The sequence below is a fragment of the Dactylosporangium sp. NPDC050588 genome (assembly GCF_040654975.1).
Taxonomy (GTDB): Bacteria; Actinomycetota; Actinomycetes; order Mycobacteriales; family Micromonosporaceae; genus Dactylosporangium; species Dactylosporangium maewongense.
Genome location: NZ_JBFAJA010000064.1, coordinates 1 through 18,422 on the forward strand (window position 1 = coordinate 1; position 18,422 = coordinate 18,422).

Annotated in this window: 17 protein-coding genes; 9 read left to right on the forward strand and 8 right to left on the reverse strand. The window is 73.3% G+C overall.

All coding sequences use genetic code 11. The annotated features are described in order from the left end of the window. From AB0I21_RS37045 to AB0I21_RS37055, 3 genes are all read left to right on the forward strand, one after another. Positions 1-720, forward strand: a 720-nt coding sequence (locus tag AB0I21_RS37045) for a ricin-type beta-trefoil lectin domain protein (protein WP_360568277.1), incomplete at its 5' end; no start/stop codon positions are given. Between the two features lie 62 nt (positions 721-782). After that, positions 783-2,294, forward strand: coding sequence for an alpha-N-arabinofuranosidase (locus AB0I21_RS37050; RefSeq protein ID WP_360568279.1), 1,512 nt, complete (start codon positions 783-785; stop codon positions 2,292-2,294). A gap of 80 nt (positions 2,295-2,374) precedes the next feature. Further along, complete coding sequence (locus AB0I21_RS37055; protein WP_360568385.1) at positions 2,375-2,611, forward strand: STAS domain-containing protein; 237 nt, start codon at positions 2,375-2,377, stop codon at positions 2,609-2,611. 16 nt (positions 2,612-2,627) lie between these two features. Here AB0I21_RS37055 and AB0I21_RS37060 read toward each other — a convergent pair whose 3' ends face one another. From AB0I21_RS37060 to AB0I21_RS37070, 3 genes are all read right to left on the reverse strand, one after another. Next, the gene (locus AB0I21_RS37060) at positions 2,628-3,818 is read right to left on the reverse strand and encodes an EAL domain-containing protein (protein WP_360568281.1); all 1,191 of its coding nucleotides are present in this window, start codon (positions 3,816-3,818) and stop codon (positions 2,628-2,630) included. A gap of 69 nt (positions 3,819-3,887) precedes the next feature. After that, positions 3,888-8,018: a PAS domain S-box protein gene (locus AB0I21_RS37065; protein ID WP_360568283.1), complete on the reverse strand. Its 4,131-nt coding sequence runs from the start codon at positions 8,016-8,018 to the stop codon at positions 3,888-3,890. An 80-nt stretch (positions 8,019-8,098) separates the two neighbouring features. Continuing rightward, positions 8,099-8,581, reverse strand: coding sequence for a MarR family winged helix-turn-helix transcriptional regulator (locus AB0I21_RS37070; RefSeq protein ID WP_360568285.1), 483 nt, complete (start codon positions 8,579-8,581; stop codon positions 8,099-8,101). 86 nt (positions 8,582-8,667) lie between these two features. On the opposite strand from AB0I21_RS37070, the gene AB0I21_RS37075 reads away from it, so the two are divergent. Both AB0I21_RS37075 and AB0I21_RS37080 read left to right on the forward strand, forming a co-directional pair. Continuing rightward, positions 8,668-9,246, forward strand: a complete 579-nt coding sequence (locus tag AB0I21_RS37075) for an NADPH-dependent FMN reductase (RefSeq protein WP_344505387.1) — start codon at positions 8,668-8,670, stop codon at positions 9,244-9,246. Between the two features lie 71 nt (positions 9,247-9,317). Beyond that, positions 9,318-10,319, forward strand: a complete 1,002-nt coding sequence (locus AB0I21_RS37080) for a hypothetical protein (RefSeq protein WP_360568287.1) — start codon at positions 9,318-9,320, stop codon at positions 10,317-10,319. 90 nt (positions 10,320-10,409) lie between these two features. On the opposite strand, the gene AB0I21_RS37085 is transcribed toward AB0I21_RS37080, so the two are convergent. Then, the gene (locus AB0I21_RS37085; protein WP_354898862.1) at positions 10,410-10,679 is read right to left on the reverse strand and encodes a PspC domain-containing protein; all 270 of its coding nucleotides are present in this window, start codon (positions 10,677-10,679) and stop codon (positions 10,410-10,412) included. A gap of 236 nt (positions 10,680-10,915) precedes the next feature. On the opposite strand from AB0I21_RS37085, the gene AB0I21_RS37090 reads away from it, so the two are divergent. Both AB0I21_RS37090 and AB0I21_RS37095 read left to right on the forward strand, forming a co-directional pair. Beyond that, a complete protein-coding gene (locus AB0I21_RS37090; protein WP_360568289.1) occupies positions 10,916-11,338 on the forward strand; it encodes a hypothetical protein in 423 nt (140 codons plus the stop codon). An 89-nt stretch (positions 11,339-11,427) separates the two neighbouring features. After that, entirely contained in the window at positions 11,428-12,225 is a 798-nt protein-coding gene (locus AB0I21_RS37095; protein WP_360568291.1) for a hypothetical protein, read from the forward strand. Positions 12,226-12,250: 25 nt separating this feature from the next. Here AB0I21_RS37095 and AB0I21_RS37100 read toward each other — a convergent pair whose 3' ends face one another. Beyond that, positions 12,251-12,751, reverse strand: a complete 501-nt coding sequence (locus tag AB0I21_RS37100; RefSeq protein ID WP_360568293.1) for a hypothetical protein — start codon at positions 12,749-12,751, stop codon at positions 12,251-12,253. After that, the gene (locus AB0I21_RS37105) at positions 12,751-14,436 is read right to left on the reverse strand and encodes an Hsp70 family protein (RefSeq protein WP_360568295.1); all 1,686 of its coding nucleotides are present in this window, start codon (positions 14,434-14,436) and stop codon (positions 12,751-12,753) included. The genes AB0I21_RS37100 and AB0I21_RS37105 overlap by 1 nt, the downstream gene beginning before the upstream one ends. A gap of 301 nt (positions 14,437-14,737) precedes the next feature. Between AB0I21_RS37105 and AB0I21_RS37110 the strand changes: the two genes are divergently transcribed. Next, positions 14,738-16,549 carry a family 16 glycoside hydrolase gene (locus tag AB0I21_RS37110; RefSeq protein ID WP_360568297.1) on the forward strand — a complete coding sequence of 604 codons (1,812 nt, stop codon included), beginning with the start codon at positions 14,738-14,740 and terminating at the stop codon, positions 16,547-16,549. Between the two features lie 49 nt (positions 16,550-16,598). Here the strand turns inward: AB0I21_RS37110 and AB0I21_RS37115 are convergent, their stop codons facing one another. Further along, positions 16,599-16,769 (reverse strand): hypothetical protein, encoded by a 171-nt coding sequence (locus AB0I21_RS37115; RefSeq protein WP_360568299.1) that lies wholly within the window; start codon positions 16,767-16,769, stop codon positions 16,599-16,601. Positions 16,770-16,850: 81 nt separating this feature from the next. After that, entirely contained in the window at positions 16,851-17,717 is an 867-nt protein-coding gene (locus tag AB0I21_RS37120; RefSeq protein WP_360568300.1) for an aldo/keto reductase family oxidoreductase, read from the reverse strand. A 117-nt stretch (positions 17,718-17,834) separates the two neighbouring features. Here AB0I21_RS37120 and AB0I21_RS37125 point away from each other — a divergent pair, with 117 nt between their 5' ends. After that, complete coding sequence (locus tag AB0I21_RS37125; protein ID WP_360568302.1) at positions 17,835-18,260, forward strand: helix-turn-helix domain-containing protein; 426 nt, start codon at positions 17,835-17,837, stop codon at positions 18,258-18,260. Positions 18,261-18,422: the final 162 nt, after the last annotated feature.

An 18,422-nucleotide genomic window follows, 5' to 3' on the forward strand; every position in this document is an offset into this window, starting at 1 on the left:
TTCACCGGAGGCAGTTCGCTGCCGGGGAACTTCCAGACGACGCTGTCGAGCTTCGCCGCCCTGGGGGTGGACGTGGCGCTGACCGAGGTCGACGTGACGAACTCCTCGACGTCGCAGTACAGCGGGCTGACCCAGGCGTGCATGAACGTGCCGCGCTGCGTCGGTATCACGGTGTGGGGGGTGCGGGACAGCGACTCGTGGCGCTCCAACGAGAGCCCGCTGCTCTTCGACGGCGGCGGCAACAAGAAGGCCGCGTACACCTCGGTCCTCAACGCCCTCAACGGCCCCGGCCCCGGCCCGACGTCCGGCTCGCCGACCGGCGGCCAGTCGTCGCAGCCGCCCTCCGGCGCGAAGCGCATCGTCGGGGCCCAGTCCGGCCGGTGCATCGACGTGCCGAACAGCTCGCAGACCAACGGCACGCGGGTGCAGCTGTACGACTGTCACGGACAGAGCAACCAGCAGTGGACGTACACCAGCAGCAAGCAGCTGACCGTGTACGGCAGCATGTGCCTGGACGCCGCCGGGTCCGGCAACGGGTCGGCCGTGCAGATCTACAGCTGCAACGGCCAGGCCAACCAGCAGTGGAACGTCAACAGCAACGGCACCATCACCGGCGTGCAGTCCGGACGGTGCCTGGACGTCTGGGGCACCGGCAACGGCCAGCAGGTCCAGCTCTACGCATGCAACGGCCAGGCCAACCAGCGGTTCAGTCTCAGCTAAGTTTGTCGCGGTGACCGGTGGCCGTGCGGTTTCCGCACGGCCACCCTCATGAGGAGGTCCGCATGCTGCTCGCGAACGTCACCGTCGACCGGGCGTTCGTCGTCGGGCCGGTGCGCCGGCGGACGTTCGGCTCGTTCGTCGAGCACCTCGGCCGGTGCGTCTACACCGGCCTGCACGACCCGGGGCACCCGACCGCCGACGCGGACGGCTTCCGCGGCGACGTCGTCGACCTGGTCCGCGAGCTCGGCGTCAGCACGGTGCGCTACCCGGGCGGGAACTTCGTCTCCGGGTACCGGTGGGAGGACGGCATCGGGCCGCGGGCGCAGCGACCCGCCCGGCTCGACCTGGCCTGGCACTCGACCGAACCGAACACCGTCGGGGTCGACGAGTTCGTCCGCTGGGCGCGCAAGGCCGGCGTCGAGCCGATGATGGCCGTCAACCTCGGCACCCGGGGCATCCAGGAGGCGCTGGACCTCCTCGAGTACTGCAACATCCGCGGCGGCACGGCATGGTCGGACCGGCGGCGGGCGAACGGCGCCGAGGAGCCCCACGCCATCCGGATGTGGTGCCTGGGCAACGAGCTGGACGGCCCGTGGCAGACCGGGCACAAGACGGCCCACGAGTACGGGCGCCTCGCCGCCGAGACCGCGCGCGCCATGCGGCAGCTCCAGCCCGACCTGGAGCTGGTGGCGTGCGGGTCGTCAGGCTCCGGCATGCCCACGTTCGGCGAGTGGGAACGCGTCGTGCTCGGCGAGACCTACGACGTGGTCGACCTGGTCTCGGCCCACGCCTACTACTGCGAGGAGGACGGCGACCTCGCCTCGTTCCTCGCCTGCGCCGTCGACATGGACCACTTCATCGACTCGGTCGTCGCCACCGCCGACGCGGTCCGCGCCGCCCGCAAGGCCACCAAGCGCATCCACGTCTCCTTCGACGAGTGGAACGTCTGGTACACCGACCGCGCCGAGTCCCGCCCGCCGACCGGCGACGACTGGCCGGTCGCCCCGACACTGCTGGAGGACCGCTACAACGTCGCCGACGCCGTCGTCGCCGGCGGCCTGCTGATCTCGCTGCTGCGCCACACCGACCGCGTCCACGCGGCGTCGCTCGCCCAGCTCGTGAACGTCATCGCCCCGATCATGACCGAGCCCGGCGGCCGGTCCTGGCGGCAGACGACGTTCCACCCCTTCGCCCTGACCGCCCGCCACGCCGCCGGCGAGGTGCTCCTGACCGCGATCGACGCCCCGGTCCACGACACGGCCCGCTTCGGCCCGGTCCCCGCCGTCGACGCCGTCGCCACGTACGAGCCGTCGACGGGCGGCCTGGTCCTCTTCGCCGTCAACCGGTCCGTGTCGCGGCCGGTCGCCCTGACCGTCCACCCGCGCGGCTTCCCCCACCCGCGGATCGTGGAGGCGCTGACCCTGTCCAACCCGGACCACACCTGGTCCGCGACGGCCGACGACGCCACGTCGGTCCTGCCCCGCCCGAACACCTCGGCGACCGCCGCCGACGGCACCGTCCACGTCGACCTGCCGCCGGTCTCCTGGACCATGCTCCGCCTACGCCTGCCCTGAGCTGCGGCGCCGGTACGAGGGACTGGACGGCGTCGGCGGGGGTGGGTTCGCCAGGTTGACGAACGGCGGGTGCCGACACGCTGGGGCTCGCCCCGCAGACGGACGTCGCCGTCGACATCGGCGAGGTGCGGCTGCTCGGCTCGCAGGGCATCCGCTGCCTGCTGAATTTCCGCAAGTACGTGGAGCACCGTGGCGCCCGGATGCTCGTCGTCGGACCGACGCCGATCGTGCGGCAGGTCCTGGCGATCACCGGGCTGATCGACCTGTTCGAGGTGCCGGCCGAGGCCGGGCCGGACGGGACCGCATCAAGGGATTGAGCAGCTCCGGGCCGGGTCAGACGAAGGAGTTGAGCAGCGCCCGGCCGAGCTGGACCGCGAGGGTCAGGTCGTCGGTGAAGGTGATGTCGAACGCGCCGTCCGGTCTGGGCCTGGCGCGCAGCACGACGGCGCTGTGCGCGGTGACGGCGACGGCGGTGAGCGCGTCGTCGTCGGTGGTGACGAGGTCGGGGCGGCACACACGGACGCCCGGCACGGCCGCGGGCAGCGCGCCGGCGACGCCGCGGAAGGCCAGGTCCACGCCGCCGAGGGCGGCCGCCCAGCGGATGAGGGTCGTCGTGTCGCGGCCGGCGCACAGCACCGACGCGGGGGTGTGCCAGCGCAGCACGCGACGCAGCAGCGCCTGCCACAGGTCGTCGACCGTGTCGGCGTCGCCGGTGTGCGTCACCGGGCACACGCCGGCGGCCGGTCCGGCGGTGTGGAGGTCGACGGCGCCGGCGAACCTGCCGCTGTCGAGCGCGTCGAGCGGTCCCGGGCGGCCGAAGAGCCAGCCCTGCCCCCAGTGGGCGCCGAGCGCGGCGGCGGTCGCGCGGTCCGCCTCGGTCTCGATGCCCTCGGCGATGACGGTCGCGCCCACCCGGTGCGCGTAGCCGGCGACGGCGGCGGCCGTGTCCACGGTGTCGGGCCGGTGCGGGGAGCGCAGCAGGCTCATGTCGAGCTTGACGACGTCGGGCGCGACGAGCGGCATGAACGCCAGCGACGCCGGCTCGACACCCACGTCGTCCAGGGCGATCCGGTTGCCCCAGGAGCGGGTCACGTCGGCGATCTGCAGCATCCGGGCGGGCTGCCGGGTCAGGGCCCGTTCGGTGAACTCCAGCACGATCTTGAACGGCAGACCGCTGTTGATGACGGCGATGAGCTCCGGGGTGAGCGGCCGGTCCAGGACCGCCGGTTCGGCGTTGATGAACACCAGCGGCGGGGTGGCGGCGGCGTCGCGGGCCCGCTCCAGCGCGCGGGTCGCGCACAGCTGGTCGATCTCCGGCAGCAGGCCCGCCGCCGCGGCGGCCGCGAACAGCTGCGCGGGCATGTGCAGGTCGGAGCCGGCGGGCCCGCGGGCGAGCGCCTCGACCCCGACGACGTCGCCGGTGGTGAGGTCGACGATCGGCTGGTAGATCGGGCACACGTCGCGGTCGCGCAGCAGCCGTACGACGGCGGCATCGGCAACCGGGAGGGTCGTGCTGCGCGTCATGGGCTCACCAATCGTCCGCGGGTTCGTGCAGGCTCGACATCGGTCACGGCTGCCGGGACCTGAGGGATGTCACGGGTCGGGCGCCTCGAGGGTGACGACGAACACGGACCCGCCGCCGGGGTTGGGCTCGTAGTGCACGTCGCCGCCGTTGGCGCGCACGAGGCTGTGCACGATGTAGAGGCCCAGGCCGGTGCCCTTGACCCGGCTGGCGTCGCGGTCGGCGCGGGCGAGCCGCTGGAACAGCCGGTCGCGGAACTCGTCGGGCACGCCCGGCCCCTCGTCCTCGACCCGGATCTGGACGCGCCCGTCGCCGGGGTCGACGACGCGCACGGCCATGGCGCCGCCGCCGTACTTGCCGGCGTTGGAGATCAGGTTGGTGAGGATGTGCTGGAGGTGACCGGCGTTGACCAGCGCGTCGACCGAGGGCCCGAGGATCGGGACGTCGGCGCCGGCGGCGGTGAGCGCGGTGTGGATCTGCTCGTGCAGCCGCACCGGCTCGCGGTGGGCGTGGATGGCGCCGGCGTCGATGCGCACCATCGTGAGGACCTCCTGCACGATGTCGTCGAGGCGGTGCGCCTGCCGCGAGATCCCGGTGATGATCTTCGTCTTGCGGGCGTCGTTGAGGGCGGCCCAGTCGTCGAGGAAGATCTCGGTGTAGCCGAGGATCGCGGCGAGCGGGTTGCCGATCTCGTGCCCGAGCATGCCGATGAGGTCGAGCTTGAGCCGGTTGGCGTCCTCCAGCTCGGTGTTGCGGTCGGCGAGCTCGGTGGCGGCGGCGTCGCGGGCCCGTTCGGCGGCGCGGCGCCGGGTCACGTCGGTGACGACGCCGATGAAGTGGTCCGGCCGGCCGTGCGCGTCGCGGACCAGGGTGACGCTGGCTTCCACGTCGACCCAGTGGCCGCGGGCGTGCCGGATCCGTCCTTCCAGGGTGAACGCGGCCCGGCGACCGGCAAGCAGGTCGTCGAGGCGGGCCGCGACGGCGGGCAGGTCGGCGGGGTGCATGCTGTGCATGCTGTTCGTGCCGAGGAGCTGCTCCGGGGTGTAGCCGAGCATCGCGGCGTAGGCGGCGTTGACCTCGGCGAGGCTGCCGTCGAGGTTGCGGACGATCTGGCCGACGGCGGAGTTGTGGAACTGGGCCCGGAAGCGGGCCTCGCTCGCCGCCAGGGCGTCCTCGGCGGCGCGCTCCGCGGTGACGTCGGTGTTGACCTCCAGCACGGTCCCGGCGAGCCCGGGCCGGTCGTCGTGCTGCAGGACCTGCCGGCTGAGCACGATGACGGTGCGGCCGGCGGCGGTCACGTGCTTGAGCTGGCCTTCCCACCGGCCGTCCCGCAGCAGGGCGGCGGTCTGGCCGGTCTCGGTGCCGCCGTCGGGGAAGCCGGTCGCGAGCAGCTCGTGGGTGACCTCGCCGGTGGCGGCGGCGAGCGGCCATCCGTAGAGGTCCTCCGCGCCCTGGTTCCACCACACGATGCGCCCGTCGAGGCCACGGACGATGACGGCCGCGGGGATCAGCTGCAGCAGCGTCGCCTGGCGGTGCAGCTGGGCGAGCTCGGCCCGGCGCTGGGTGACGTCCTCGACCTGGTTGACCAGGTAGCGCGGGATGCCGTGCTCGCGGACGATCGCGACGTGCACGTTGGCCCAGATGGTGCGGCCGTCCTTGTGCCGGTACCGGCGTTCGACCATGAGCGTCTCGCGCTCGCCGGAGAGCAGCTGGGCGGTGAGCCCGTCGGTGCTGGCCACGTCGTCGGGGTGTTGCAGGTCCCGGAACGTCATCGTCATCAGCTCGGCGGTGCTGTAGCCGGTGATGGCGGCCATGGCCGCGTTGGCGTGCAGGTAGCGGCCGACCTGGCCGGGGTCGAGGCTGGCCAGGACGACGCCGAGCGGCGAGTTGTCGAACGCGAGCTTGAACCGGGTCTCGCTGACCTCCAGCGCGGCGAGGGCCCGGGTGCGCTCGGCGAGCAGCTCCGCGCTGTGCGCCGCGTCGTCGGCGTGCCGCAGCGCCGAGCTGAGGCTGTCGGCGAGCAGCGCCAGCTGCTGCTCGTCGGTGTCGTCGAAGGCGCGGGGGCGGACCGCGGAGACCTTCAGCGCGCCGATGACGGTGTCGCCGGCGAGCAGCGGCGCGATGAGCATGGAGCCGATGCCGAGCCGGGCGCACGTGGCCCGGTTGACCCGCGGGTCGTCGCTGGTGTCGGCGCAGGCCGCGGGGGCGCCGGTGGCCAGGACGGTGCCGCTGAGCGAGCCGACGACCGGCACCCGGGTGCCGAGCGACCGGCCGAGCGTGCCGGCGGTCGCGGCGTAGTACAGCGCGTCGCCGTCGAGGAGCTCGACGACCGCGCCGTCCGCGGCCGGGAACAGCTGCACCGCACGGTCGGCGACGACCCGGATCGCGCTGTCGCGGTCGGCGGCGGCCGCGGTCACCTCCCGCTGCACCAGCAGCGTGTCGCGCAGGCGCTGGAACTCCCGCTCCGTCGAGCGGGCGGCGGCCCGCTCGGCGCTGACGTCGAGCATCTGCAGCACCGCGGACGCCGGCCCGCGGGCGTCGGTGATGACCGACGTGTGCGTGGCGACCTCGATCCGGTGGCCGTCGCGGTGGCGCAGCACCGACTGGCGCACGGCGCGGCTCGCCCGGCCGTCGGCGAGCGCGGTCAGCGCCTGGTCGAGGGCCGCCGACGGCTCGGCGAGCAGGTCGGTGACGGTCAGTGCGGCGGCCTCGCCGGCGCTGTACCCGAGCAGCCGCGCGAACGCGGGGTTGGACAGGGTGATCCGGCCCCGGTCCGCGCCGCGCAGCCCGACGACGACCTTCGCGACCGGGCTGTGGTCGAACACGTCGGCGAAGCGCCGCTCGCTGTGCTCGAGCCGCTCCACGGCGGCGAGGGCTTCGCCGCGCTGCGCCTGCAACTGCGCGTTCGCGGCGGTCGTCGCGCGCAGCAGCGCCTGGTTGCGGGCCGCGTCGTCGGCGTGGCGCAGCGCGCCGGCGAGGGCGTCGGCGAGCAGGGTCAGCTGCTGCTCGTCGGCGTCGTTGAACGCCCCCGGCGCCGGGCTGCTGACCAGCAGCACCCCGAGCGGGCCGGAGACGCCGAGCAGCGGCGCCACGATCAGCGCCCGGACGCCGACGGCCGCGCTCACCGCGGCCGAGATCCGCTCGTCGGCGCGGGTGTCGTCGCAGCGCTGCGTCGAGCCGGTCAGGATCGCCAGGCCGGACAGCGACCCGTTCACCGGGATCCGGGGCTCGTCGGCGCCGGCCGTGCCGGTCCCGGCCGCGACCTGCAACGCCGCCCCGTCGGCGTCGAGCAGCGCGACGACGGCGGCGTCGCCGCCCGGGATGACCTGCAGTGTCCGCTCCGCCATCAGCCGCAGCACCGTGGCCCGGTCGTCGGCGGCGGCGGTCACCTCGCGCTGCACGGCGATCGTCGTGCGCAGCCTCGCCGTCTCCCGCTCGGCGTGCCGCTGCGCCTCGACGGCTGCGGTCACGTCGCGGGCGATGCCGACGACGAGGTCCTGGCCGGGCAGCGCGGCGCCGTTCCACTGCAGCCACAGGTAGTCGCCGCCGCGGGTCCGGTACCGGTTGCGCAGGCCGGTGGCCGGCTTGCCGCCGGCCGCGGCCGTGGCGACGTCGTCCGGGTGGATGAGCGTGGTGACGTCCATGCCCTGGAGGTCGGCCTCGGTCCAGCCGAGCAGCCGCTCCCACGAGTCGTTCGCCCGGACCACCCGCCCCTCGGGCGTGCTCACCAGCAACAGGTCGGGGGTGGCGGACACGATCGCGTCCAGCAGCGCCTCGCTGGGGCCGCCGGGAGCCGTGGCCGGTGCCGTGGCCGCTGTGGTCCGTGCGGCGAACTCGGCGGCCACGTGTGCCCCGCCGAGCGCGTCGTGGATCACCGTGGCCCGGATCGTGACCGGCACCAGCCCGCCGTCGTGCCTGCGCAGCTGCCCGTCGAGCACCAGCTCACGCCGCTCGTCCCGGGCCAGGGCCGCCAGCGCCGCCACGACCGGCGGCCGGTCCGCGGCGTCGAACAGCGCGGCGCAGGACCGTCCGAGCAGCTCGTCGCGGCCGTGCCCGACGAGGTCGCACAGGGCGGCGTTCACCTCGACGAGGTCGCCCAGCGCCCCCTCGACGAGCGCGGCGACCGCCTTCGCCGCCATGCCGCGCTCGAACGCCTGGGCGAGCAGCCGCAACCGCGCCTGCTCACCGAGCCGCCCCAGCACGCCGACTCCCACTATGACGTCATCGGCGTGGGAACGGCCGACCTGAGCAGGTCCGGCCCGGTGTCAGGGCTGGGCGCGGCTCAGGTGGGGCCGCCGGTGCGGGCGGTGCCGGCCGAGCCGGCGACGTCGACCACCCGCTCGGCGATCGCGGTGAGCCGGACGAGGTCGTCGGGGTCCAGCTGGTCGAGCAGGACCCGGCGGACCGTCGCCACGTGCCCGGGCGCGGCGGCGGTGATCATCGCGCGCCCCTGCTCGGTGAGCCTGACCATCGTGCCGCGCCCGTCGGTGCGGCACCCGGACCGCGCGACAAGCCCGCGCTGCTCCATCCGCCGCAGGTGGTGGGCGATCCGGCTGCGGTCCCAGCCGATGCCCGCGGCCAGGTCCCGCACGCGCAGCACCTGCCCGTCGCTCTCGGACAGCGGCGCGAGCACGTCGTAGTCGGCGGCCGACAGGCCCGCCTCGGCGAGCTGCCCGTCGATCGCCACGTCGAGCGTCCGGCGCATCCGCAGGAACGCCAGCCACATCCGTTCCTCGTCCCGGTCCAGCCACCGCGGTTCGGTCATGCGTCACATCGTACCGATGGATGCTGACACGTCAGCAAAATCCGGCTACGGTTGTTGACACGTCAGCAATTGAACGAGGGAGAACCGTGCACACCCTGCAGATCATCATCGCCAGCACCCGCCCGGGGCGGGTCGGCCTGCCGGTCGCCGAGTGGATCCACGCCGCGGCGGTCAAGCACGGCGGCTTCGAGCAGGTGGAGCTCGTCGACCTCGCCGAGCGGAACCTGCCGCTCATGGACGAGCCCAACCACCCGCGGCTGCGCCGCTACGAGCACCAGCACACCCTCGACTGGAGCGCGACCGTCGACCGGGCCGACGCCTTCGTGATCGTCATGCCCGAGTACAACCACGGCTACACCGCGCCGCTGAAGAACGCCCTCGACTACCTGTCCCAGGAGTGGGCCCACAAGCCTGTCGGCCTGGTCAGCTACGGCGGCGTCGCGGCCGGCGCCCGCGCCGTGCAGTCGCTGAAGCCGGTGCTGACCGTGCTGAAGATGATGCCGATCCCCGAGGGCGTGCACATCCCGTTCGTCGCCCAGTTCGTGGACGAGGACGGCACGCTGCGCCCCAACGAGACCATGGAGGCCGGCGCCGTCACGATGCTCGACGAGCTGGTGCGCTGGACGGGTGCCCTGGCTCCGCTGCGCGCACCCGCGGCCGGGTGACCGCCGCCGTCGGCCGCTGATACCGTCGCGGGGCGCCGGGGCTCCGGCCTCCGACCGCTGGGAGTGTGTCCGTGCGCGATCCGCTCGGCCCGCCGTTCGCCGTCCGTGACTGGTCCTGGGGCGACGCCCAGGGCGGGCTGTTCGGCGCCGTCGCCTACGGCCGCCCCGTGCTCGTCCGGGTGGGCGGGGACCGTGGCCGCCAGATCAGGGTGTACGACGCGGCGACCGGCGTGACGATCGGGGTGTCGGGAGTCGGCGGGTGGCACGCGATGGGCGGCCTCATCAGGTCGCATCTCAGTTCGGACCGCGGCGAGCCGGTGCTGGTGACGGCCCTCGACGGTGAGGTCGTCCGGCAGTGGCGGCTGCCGCACCCGGCACCCGCGGCGCCAGATCTCCGGCTGGCCCGGCCCGGCGACCTGAAGGCGCCGTGGGTCTGTGCGGTGACGTCGTACGTCCACGACGGCCGCACGGTCCTCGTGCTCGGCGACTCCGACGGGGCGGTCCGGCGGTTCGACGCAGTCTCCGGCGCCGAGGTCGCCCCGCCGCTGGTGCACGAGGGCAGCGTCAACCGGATCGCCGTCTACACCGTCGGCGACCGGACCCACCTCGCGTGCGGCGAGGACACCGGCCGCCTGTGGCGCTGGGACGCCGTCACCGGCGTGCCGGTGGGTCCGCCGGTGTCCGCGCACCTGGAGCTGTACTTCGCGATCGTGCCGTTCGAGATCGGCGGGCGCACCCTGCTCGCGACGTCCAGCGCCGACCAGTCGATCCGGCGCGTGGACCCGGTGAGCGGCGACCTGGTCGGCGACTTCCGGGCCTTCGAGGAGGGCGCCGCCGTGTGCCTGGCGTCCGGTCCGGTCCTGGCCGTGGCCGAGGGCCACAATCTGTGGCGCTTCGACCCCGCCACCTTCGAGCCGGTCGCCGCCCCGGTGTCCTTCGGCGACGAGTACCTCGAGGCGGTCTGCGCGCTCGAGGTGGACGGCCGCGCCGCGCTGTTCGTCGCCGGCGAGAAGACGATCCACCGCTTCGACGCGACCACGGGCGAGCCGTGGCCCACGGGCCCGGCGGCCTGACCGGCTCCGGTCCGCCGGCAGCGGTGGCGGCGGCGCGGCGGTGGCGGCGGTGGCGGTGGCGGCGCGGCGGTGGCGGCGCGGCGGTGGCGGTCAGACGCTCGTCAGGGTCGGCTCCGGCTCGGCGAGCTTGGGCTCGGCGGGCTTCGGCGCGGTCTCGGCCGGCATGAGGATCCACAGGATCGGGTAGGCGAGGATCTGCGTCCCGGGAATCGCCAGCAGGATCAGCGCGAACAGCAGCCGTGCCGGCCACGGGTCGATGCCGAAGCGCCGCCCCAGCCCGGCGCAGACGCCGCCGAGCACCCGCCCCTGCACCGGCCGCACCAGGTCGTGCTGGCGCATCGTGCCGTGAACGGTCTCCATCTCGTTTCTCCTTCGCTCGTGTTCGACCGTTCAACTGTCGCGTCCAGGAGGGGGCCCGGGCATCGGGGAGCGCCCCGGGCCACCCCCGGATCCAGACCACCTACGGGTCGGCCGTGCGGCCAGGCCGGTGGCACGTAAGGCCTATTTCCGGCATTTAGGGCATGGTCGCCGAGCGGTCCGTGGTGTCCTCGGGGGGAGGAGGCGTCGACGGCGACGCCGGACACGGGGGAGACACCATGGGACGCATCGCCCGCAACACCATCGTGACGCTGGTCGCGGCCTGCGGGGTCGCGGCGCTCGCACCGGCCGCGCCCGCCGCGGCTTCACCGGTGCCGTTCGGCTCCGCCACCAAGATCGTGCTGGACCGGTCGGGTGGCTTCGCCGGGCAGAAGGACTCGTTCGTCGTGGACCGCACGACGGTCGGCGGCCGGCCGGTGCTGCGGACGGCCGGGAGCTGGCAGTTCCGGTGGCTGCGCAACTCGTACCAGCCGCAGAACCCCTGCTGCGACCGCTACAGCTACCGGGTGACGGTGTCCTACCGCGGCGGTTACCGCAAGACGGTCAGGACCGTCCAGGGCACGAAGGCTCCACGCATCCTGTGGGACGTCATCACCGAGACGGAGCGGGTCGGCGTCCGCCCGTTCTCACCGGCGCCCTGACAGCGGTGCTGCCACGGATACACCAGCAACCATAATGGAAAGATCACCAACTTGCCGAAGGGCAACTGCTGACTGACGAGGGGTGGGGCATGTCGCGTCCGTGGTACGCGTTCCGGCTCGACAGGACCGGCGAGGTCGTGCTGCAGTGCGAGGACATGCCCCGTTTCTTCGTCGGTGAGCGCACCGTCTACGACGAGTTCGAGGACCCGGAGATGGCGCCGCACCAGCTGAGGTTCGGCCTCACCGGGGTCGACCTCCCAGGCGACGGGGGCACTCCCGGCGATATGAGTATCGACGTGCTGGACGCGGCGGGCGCAGTCATGGGCTCCTACAACATCTGGGGCGTCCGGGTGGAGCAGCCGTCCGGGCCGGACGCCGCCGAGGTCGACTGCTGGATCACCTCGCTGCCGCATACCGCCGCGGCCGGTGTCTGGGCGTCGTGGCGGGTGCGACGGCCAGACCGGCCTGGCCGGTGGGCGGCACTGCCGCCGGGTTCGCGGGAGGGCTGGCTCGAGGTGGCGGAGCGCTGCAGTCCCTGGATCGCCACCCCGGATGCGGAAAGGGTCCACACCGTCGACGCGGTCCTCGACGGCCGGGACGTCGTGGACCTGGCGAGCTTCTTCTGTGCGCTGGGGGAGGCGGTCGAGGGGCCCGGCGGCTGGATCGGGTCCGCGTTCATCTCTGTTGCGACGATTCTGGAGCTCAGGGCGGAGCAGACCTCGGATCCGCTGAGGGTGCGCTGGACGCACTTCGACGTGGCCCGGCGCCACCTCACGCGGACCGTCGACTACGAGGGGGACGGCGTGCTGTCCGGGTATCTGGACCTGGCGGTCGAGGTGCTCCAATTGGCCGGCGTCGAGCTGACACTCGTGGATGGTCCCGGCTGACGGCGCCGCCGTGCTGGACCACGCGCTACCGCGGCTGGGTTGGCTGCCGCCAGGACAGGCCCGCGACCAGCGCGAGCGCGCCGCCGACGACGAGGCCGCCGAGCCAGAAGCCCCACCAGTCGAGATCGTCCAGGCCGTCGTACAGGGCCACGACGCACGCGCCGCCGAACAGGCCGCAGGCGGGCACGAGGGCGAGGACGCTGGCCAGGCGGTCGAGCACGGCCGGTCCGGGCCGGGTCAAGCGGTATCCGCGGAGCGCGGCGGCGGCGAGCAGCAGGATCGCGGACACCTCCTGGACGGACTCCAACTGTGCGGCCGGCGGCAGCACGAACGCCACGAGCGCGGCGATCAGGGCCGCGACGAGGCCGACGGTCTCGGCGGGCCGGTTCGGCAGTTTCGGCAGGGTCACCGGCGGGTCCGCGGGTGCGGGCCGGGCGGTGGTCGCGGCCCACGCGACGACGGCGCTCGTCGCGGTGACGGCGGCGGCGGCGGTGGCCACGTCGTAGGGCGAGAGTCCGGCAGCCATCAGACCATCCCCGAGATGCGCACGAAGGTGTACACGACGAGCAGCAGGGCGCCGGCCGCCGCTGCCGAGAACGCCAGCCAGTCGACGCCGCGGGGGCCGGGGTGACGCAGGCGCCAGCCGCGCCACAGCAGGCCGGCGGTGACGAGGCCGCCGCCGATGAGCCAGAACCCGTTGCCGCTGGCCTCCAGGTAGCCCACGAGCAGGACCAGCACGGCGAAACCGGCGGCCACGAGTCCGAACAGCTCGCGTGTCCCGGTCCCGAGCCCGGCCGTGGGTACGGGTCCGGACGCCGCGGGTACGGGCCGGGGTACGGGTGCTGGGGGTACGGGCGCGGCGATGGGGGCCGACGGTGGCCAGGACGGCTCGTCGACCGGCCCCGCGGTGGCGGCGGTGACGACCGGCGCCGGGGGCGGGACGGTGCCCTGCATCGGCGGCGCGGAGACGGGCGGTGCGGAGACAGGGGGCGCGGAGATGGGTGACGCGGAGATGGGTGACGCGGAGACGGGCGCGGCTACGACCGGGAGTGCTGCGAAGGTCGCGGGCGCGGCGGAGACAGGCGAGGCCGCGACTGAGGGCGCCGCGAAGGTCGCGGGTGCGGGCACGGGTGCGGTCGCAGTCAGGCTCGCCAGGTGCAGGGCGCCCTCGGCCACCACCAGCTGCGGCTCCTCCAGGACCGTCGGGGCCACCCCGGTCGCCCGGTGCAGCATCGTCGCGATCAGCGGGGTACGGGTGCCGCCGCCGACGAGGAACCAGCCCGCGACCGCCTCGGACCGCACGCGGGCCTCCTTCAGCGTCGTCAGGGCCAGGTCGACGGTGCGGCGCAGCAGCGGCTCGGCGGCCGTCTCGAACTGCTGCCGGGTCAGCAGCACCTCCTCGTCCGCCGCGGGGATGAACAGGCTGGCGGACGACTCCCGCGACAGCGCCTCACGCAGGTGCTTCGCGTCGGTCCACAGCATGGTCGTATGGCGCAGGTCCGCGGCCGACGACGGCGCCTCCAGCCGCTGCCACAGCTCGGGCGCGCGGGCCGCGACGACCGTGCGCGCGTGGGCGACGACCAGCGCGTCGAGGTCGATGCCGCCGACGTCGTCCAGGCCGCGGCAGGACAGGTCGCGGAACCCGTCGGCGGTGCGCTGCACGACGCTCGCGTCGAACGTGCCGGCGCCCAGGTCGTACACGACGACGCACTGCCCCGGCGCCACGGCGTGGCCGAGGACGGAGGCGAAGTAGGTGGCGGCGGCGACGGGCTCGGCCACCAGCGCCGGCACCGGGAGCCCGGCGAGCGCGGCGGCGTCCAGGAGCACCTGGCGGCGGGCAGCGCCCCAGGTCGCGGGGCAGGTCATGGTGATCGTCGCCGGTGGGCCGCCGAGGGTCCGCAGGGCCTCGGCGCGGACCCGGGTGAGCACGGCCGAGATCAGCTCGGGCACCGGCACGCCGCGGTCGCCGAGCAGCACGTCGAGCTCGTCGATGCGCCGCTTGGGGTGCGGCTCGTAGCGGGCCGGGTCGAGCCGCGCGGAGTTCTCCGCGTCCCGCCCGACGAGCAGGCGCCCGGCGCTGTTGGCGAACACGGCGGACGGCAGCAGCGGCGACGAGTCGAACAGCAGCGGCCGGATCCGGCCGTCGGTGTGGCGGACGACGGCGACCGTGCTGGAGGTCCCGTAGTCGATTCCGAGGGCGGTGTCCGGCACCCCCGCAGCCTAGGAAGCACGGGATCCGCCCGCGATCGTGCGAACGGATCACGCCCGCTGCTCCGTTCGGCGGCGAATCGGGGCCGTGTCGGAGGTTCCGCGACCCGCCCGGCCGAGCCGGACGCTGCCGGTACATCCTGCAACAAACCTGCACACGTCACGCCTTGTCCTCAGGAAAGCGCTTGCCTTACGGTGACGGGCGTCGATGTGGATCCGCCCCGCTCCCGCCGCCCCGGAAGCGCCGCCGATCGCACTGCCGCACGCCCCGTCGCGTGTGCGCGTCTGTCTTTCCGGAGGAACCATGAGTGCACAAGTCCGAACCCGGCCGCGAGCGCGCCGGTGGCTGGCCGCGTCCGCGGCGGTGGCCGCGGTCACCGGTGTCGCGCTGGCCGCGCAGGTCGCGTTCGCCGACACGGCGTTCAGCGCGACGTTCGAGGACGGCTCCACCAGCGGCTGGTCCAAGTCCGGCGGCTCCTGGAGCGTCGTCACCGACGGCAGCAAGGTGCTGCAGCAGTCCAACGCCGGCAGCGAGAACGCCCGCGACTTCGCCGGCGACAGCGGCTGGACCAACTACACGGTGCAGGCCGCGGTGAAGCCGCTGTCGCTGGGCTCGGGCGGCTTCGTCGGCCTGCTCGCCCGCTCGAGCGGGGCCACCACGTTCTACCGGCTCGCGCTGCTGCCCGGCAACCAGGTGCAGCTGCAGGCCGTCAACAGCGGCTCCGTGACGGTGCTCGGCAGCGCCTCCCGGACCGTGTCCACCGGGACCTGGTACACCCTGGCCATCACCGTCAACGGCGGCGCCATCAGCGGCTCCGTCGACGGCACCCAGGTCGCGGCCGCGAGCGACGCGTCGATCGCGAAGGGCCGCATCGGCCTGCAGACGGCGTACTCCAGCGCCAACTTCGACAACGTCACCGTCACCACCGGCGGGACCACCCCGACGCCGACGGCGACCGTGTCACCGACGCCGTCCCGGTCGCCCTCGGGCTCGCCTTCGAGCTCGCCGTCGCAGTCCCAGCCGCCGTCGTCCGCGCTGTACGTGGCGCCGAACGGCAGCGCGGGCAACCCGGGCACGCAGGCCAGCCCGACGACGCTCGCGTCGGCGATCACCAGGGTCACCGCCGGCGGCACGATCACCATGCGCGGCGGCACCTACAGCCTGTCCTCGACCGTCACCATCGCGGTCGGCAACAACGGCACGTCCGGCGCGCCGAAGCGGATCACCGCGTACCCCGGCGAGACCCCGGTGCTGAACTTCGCCGCGCAGAGCGAGGACCCGGCGAACCGCGGGCTCGCGGTGAACGGCAACTACTGGCACATCACCGGCATCGTCGTGGAGCGGGCCGGCGACAACGGCATCTTCGTCGGCGGCAGCAACAACACCATCGAGCGGGTCGTGACCCGCTTCAACCGCGACAGCGGCCTGCAGATCTCCCGCGCCGCCTCCGACACCCCGCAGTCCCAGTGGCCGGCCAACAACCTCATCCTCTCCTCGGAGTCGCACGACAACGCCGACTCCGACGGCGAGGACGCGGACGGTTTCGCCGCCAAGCTGACCAGCGGCCCCGGCAACGTGTTCCGCTACACGGTCTCGCACAACAACATCGACGACGGCTGGGACCTCTACACCAAGACCGACACCGGCCCGATCGGTGCGGTCACCATCCAGGACTCGTTGTCCTACAACAACGGCACGCTGAGCAACGGCACCGTCAACACCAACGGCGACCGCAACGGCTACAAGCTCGGCGGCGAGGGCATCGGCGTCAACCACGTCGTCCAGCGCAGCATCGCCTACCGCAACGGGCACCACGGCTTCACGTACAACAACAACCCCGGCTCGATGGCGATCTCCAACAACCTGTCCATCGACAACGCCGAACGCAACTTCTCGTTCGACGCGGGCACCCACACGTACCGCAGCAACACCTCCTGCCGGTTCAGCAGCGGCGGATCCAACGACAAGACCGTTGGCAACGCCGACAGCAGCAACCAGTTCTGGACCGGCACGAACGGCTCCCGCTGCGCCACCTACAGCGGCGCCCTGGCCTGGTCGTTCGCCGCGGACGGGCACCTCGTGGTGACCCTCGGCGGCCGCGCGGTCAGCCTGTAGCACCTGATTCCCGGGGCGGGCCGTGGTGACGGCCCGCCCCTTGTGCGGCTCAGCCGATGGGGTCGCCGCCACCGCCGCTCGGTCCGATCGGGTCGCCGTTGACGAGCGCCACGGTGGGATTTGGGTCAGGGTCGTTCTCATGCTTCGGATCGATGGCGTACAGGGCCGCGACGGTCAACGCGACCAGCGCCGCGACGGCGAGCCGTCTGGAACGAACCATGGTTGGTCTCCTCGATGAGTTGCGCGTTTCCCGGCATTGTCGGAGACCCTGTCCAACGCCGGCGTGCAATACGGGTGCAGCTCAGCGACCGATCTTGTCCAGCTCCGCCAGGTCCTCGTCGCAGAGCCGGAGCCCGGCGCCGGCGGCGTTCTCGCGCAGGTGCGCCGCGGACGAGGTGCCAGGGATCAGCAGGATGTTGGGCGAGCGGTGCAGAAGCCACGCCAGGGCGACGGACATCGGAGTCGTCCCCAGTCGTGTGGCGACGCCGGAGAGCGCCGATGACTGCAGCGGGGTGAAACCACCGAGCGGGAAGAACGGCACGTAGGCGATGCCCCGCCCGGCCAGGTGGTCGATCAGGTCGTCGTCGTGGCGGTGGGCCAGGTTGTACAGGTTCTGCACGCACACGACGGGTGCGATCGTCATCGCCTCTTCGACCTGCTCCGGGGTCGCGTTGCTCACGCCGAGGTGCCGGATCAGGCCCTGCTGCCGCAGTTCGGCGAGCGTCCCGAGGGCCTCGGCGAGCGAGCCTGGCCGGGGACCCTCGGCGTCGCCGAGCCGGAGGTTGACCACGTCGAGCGCGTCGAGCCCGAGGCTCTCGAGGTTGTCGTGGACGGCCCGGCGCAGGCTCCGCGGGTCCCTGGCCGGCGGCCAGCCGCCCTGCTCGTCGCGGGTCGCCCCGACCTTGGTCACGATGTGCAGGTCCGCCGGGTACGGGTGCAGCGCCTCCCGGATGAGCTGGTTGGTGATCCGCGGCCCGTACGCGTCGGCGGTGTCGATGTGGGTGATGCCGAGCTCGACGGCCGCGCGGAGGACGGCGACGGCGCCGTCACGGTCGGCGGGCGGCCCCATGACCCACGGGCCGGCGAGCTGCATGGCGCCGTAGCCGAACCGGCTGACGGTCAGATCCCCCAGCGTCCAGGTGCCGCCGGGAAGTGCAGTGGACGACATGCGTGCTCCTCTGTTCTGCTGCCTGACAGGTGCCGCTCCACTCTCAGGGGGTAACTTCCTATTGGGAAGTACGCACCTCAAGGTGCGTAACACACCCGGCGGTTGGAGGAACGGCCGATGGCGACGACGACGGCGGCGCAGCAGCGGGCACAGACCAAGGCGGACTACGACGCCTTCCTCGCGGTGTGCCCGAGCCACAAGCTGCTCGAGCGGATCTCCGGCAAGTGGGTCGCGCTGATCCTGACCGCCCTGGGCAGCGGCCCGGACTGCGGCGGCGACCCCCGCCCGATGCGCTACTCGGAGCTGTCCCGCCTGCTCGCCGGCGTCAGCCAGAAGATGCTCACCCAGACGCTGCGCGCACTGGAGCGCGACGGCCTGATCAGCCGCACCGTGACGCCGACCGTCCCCGTCACGGTCTCCTACGAGCTGACGGACCTGGGCCTGTCGATGTACGGCCTGGTCCGCGGCCTGAAACTGTGGGCACAGGACCACATGGACGACGTGCTCGCCCACCGTGCTTCGTACGACGAAACGACCGCCTGAAGGATGCCGCAGTGGACGGACCGGGAACCGGTTCGGGTTGACGGACCGACCAGGATTTCGCGGTAAACCGGGCTAATCCGGCGCGCAACGGGGTGCTGATACATATTCGCGGACATCGGTGCCACCCGTCCGTCGCGCGGCGCATCGGGGCACGTCAACGCG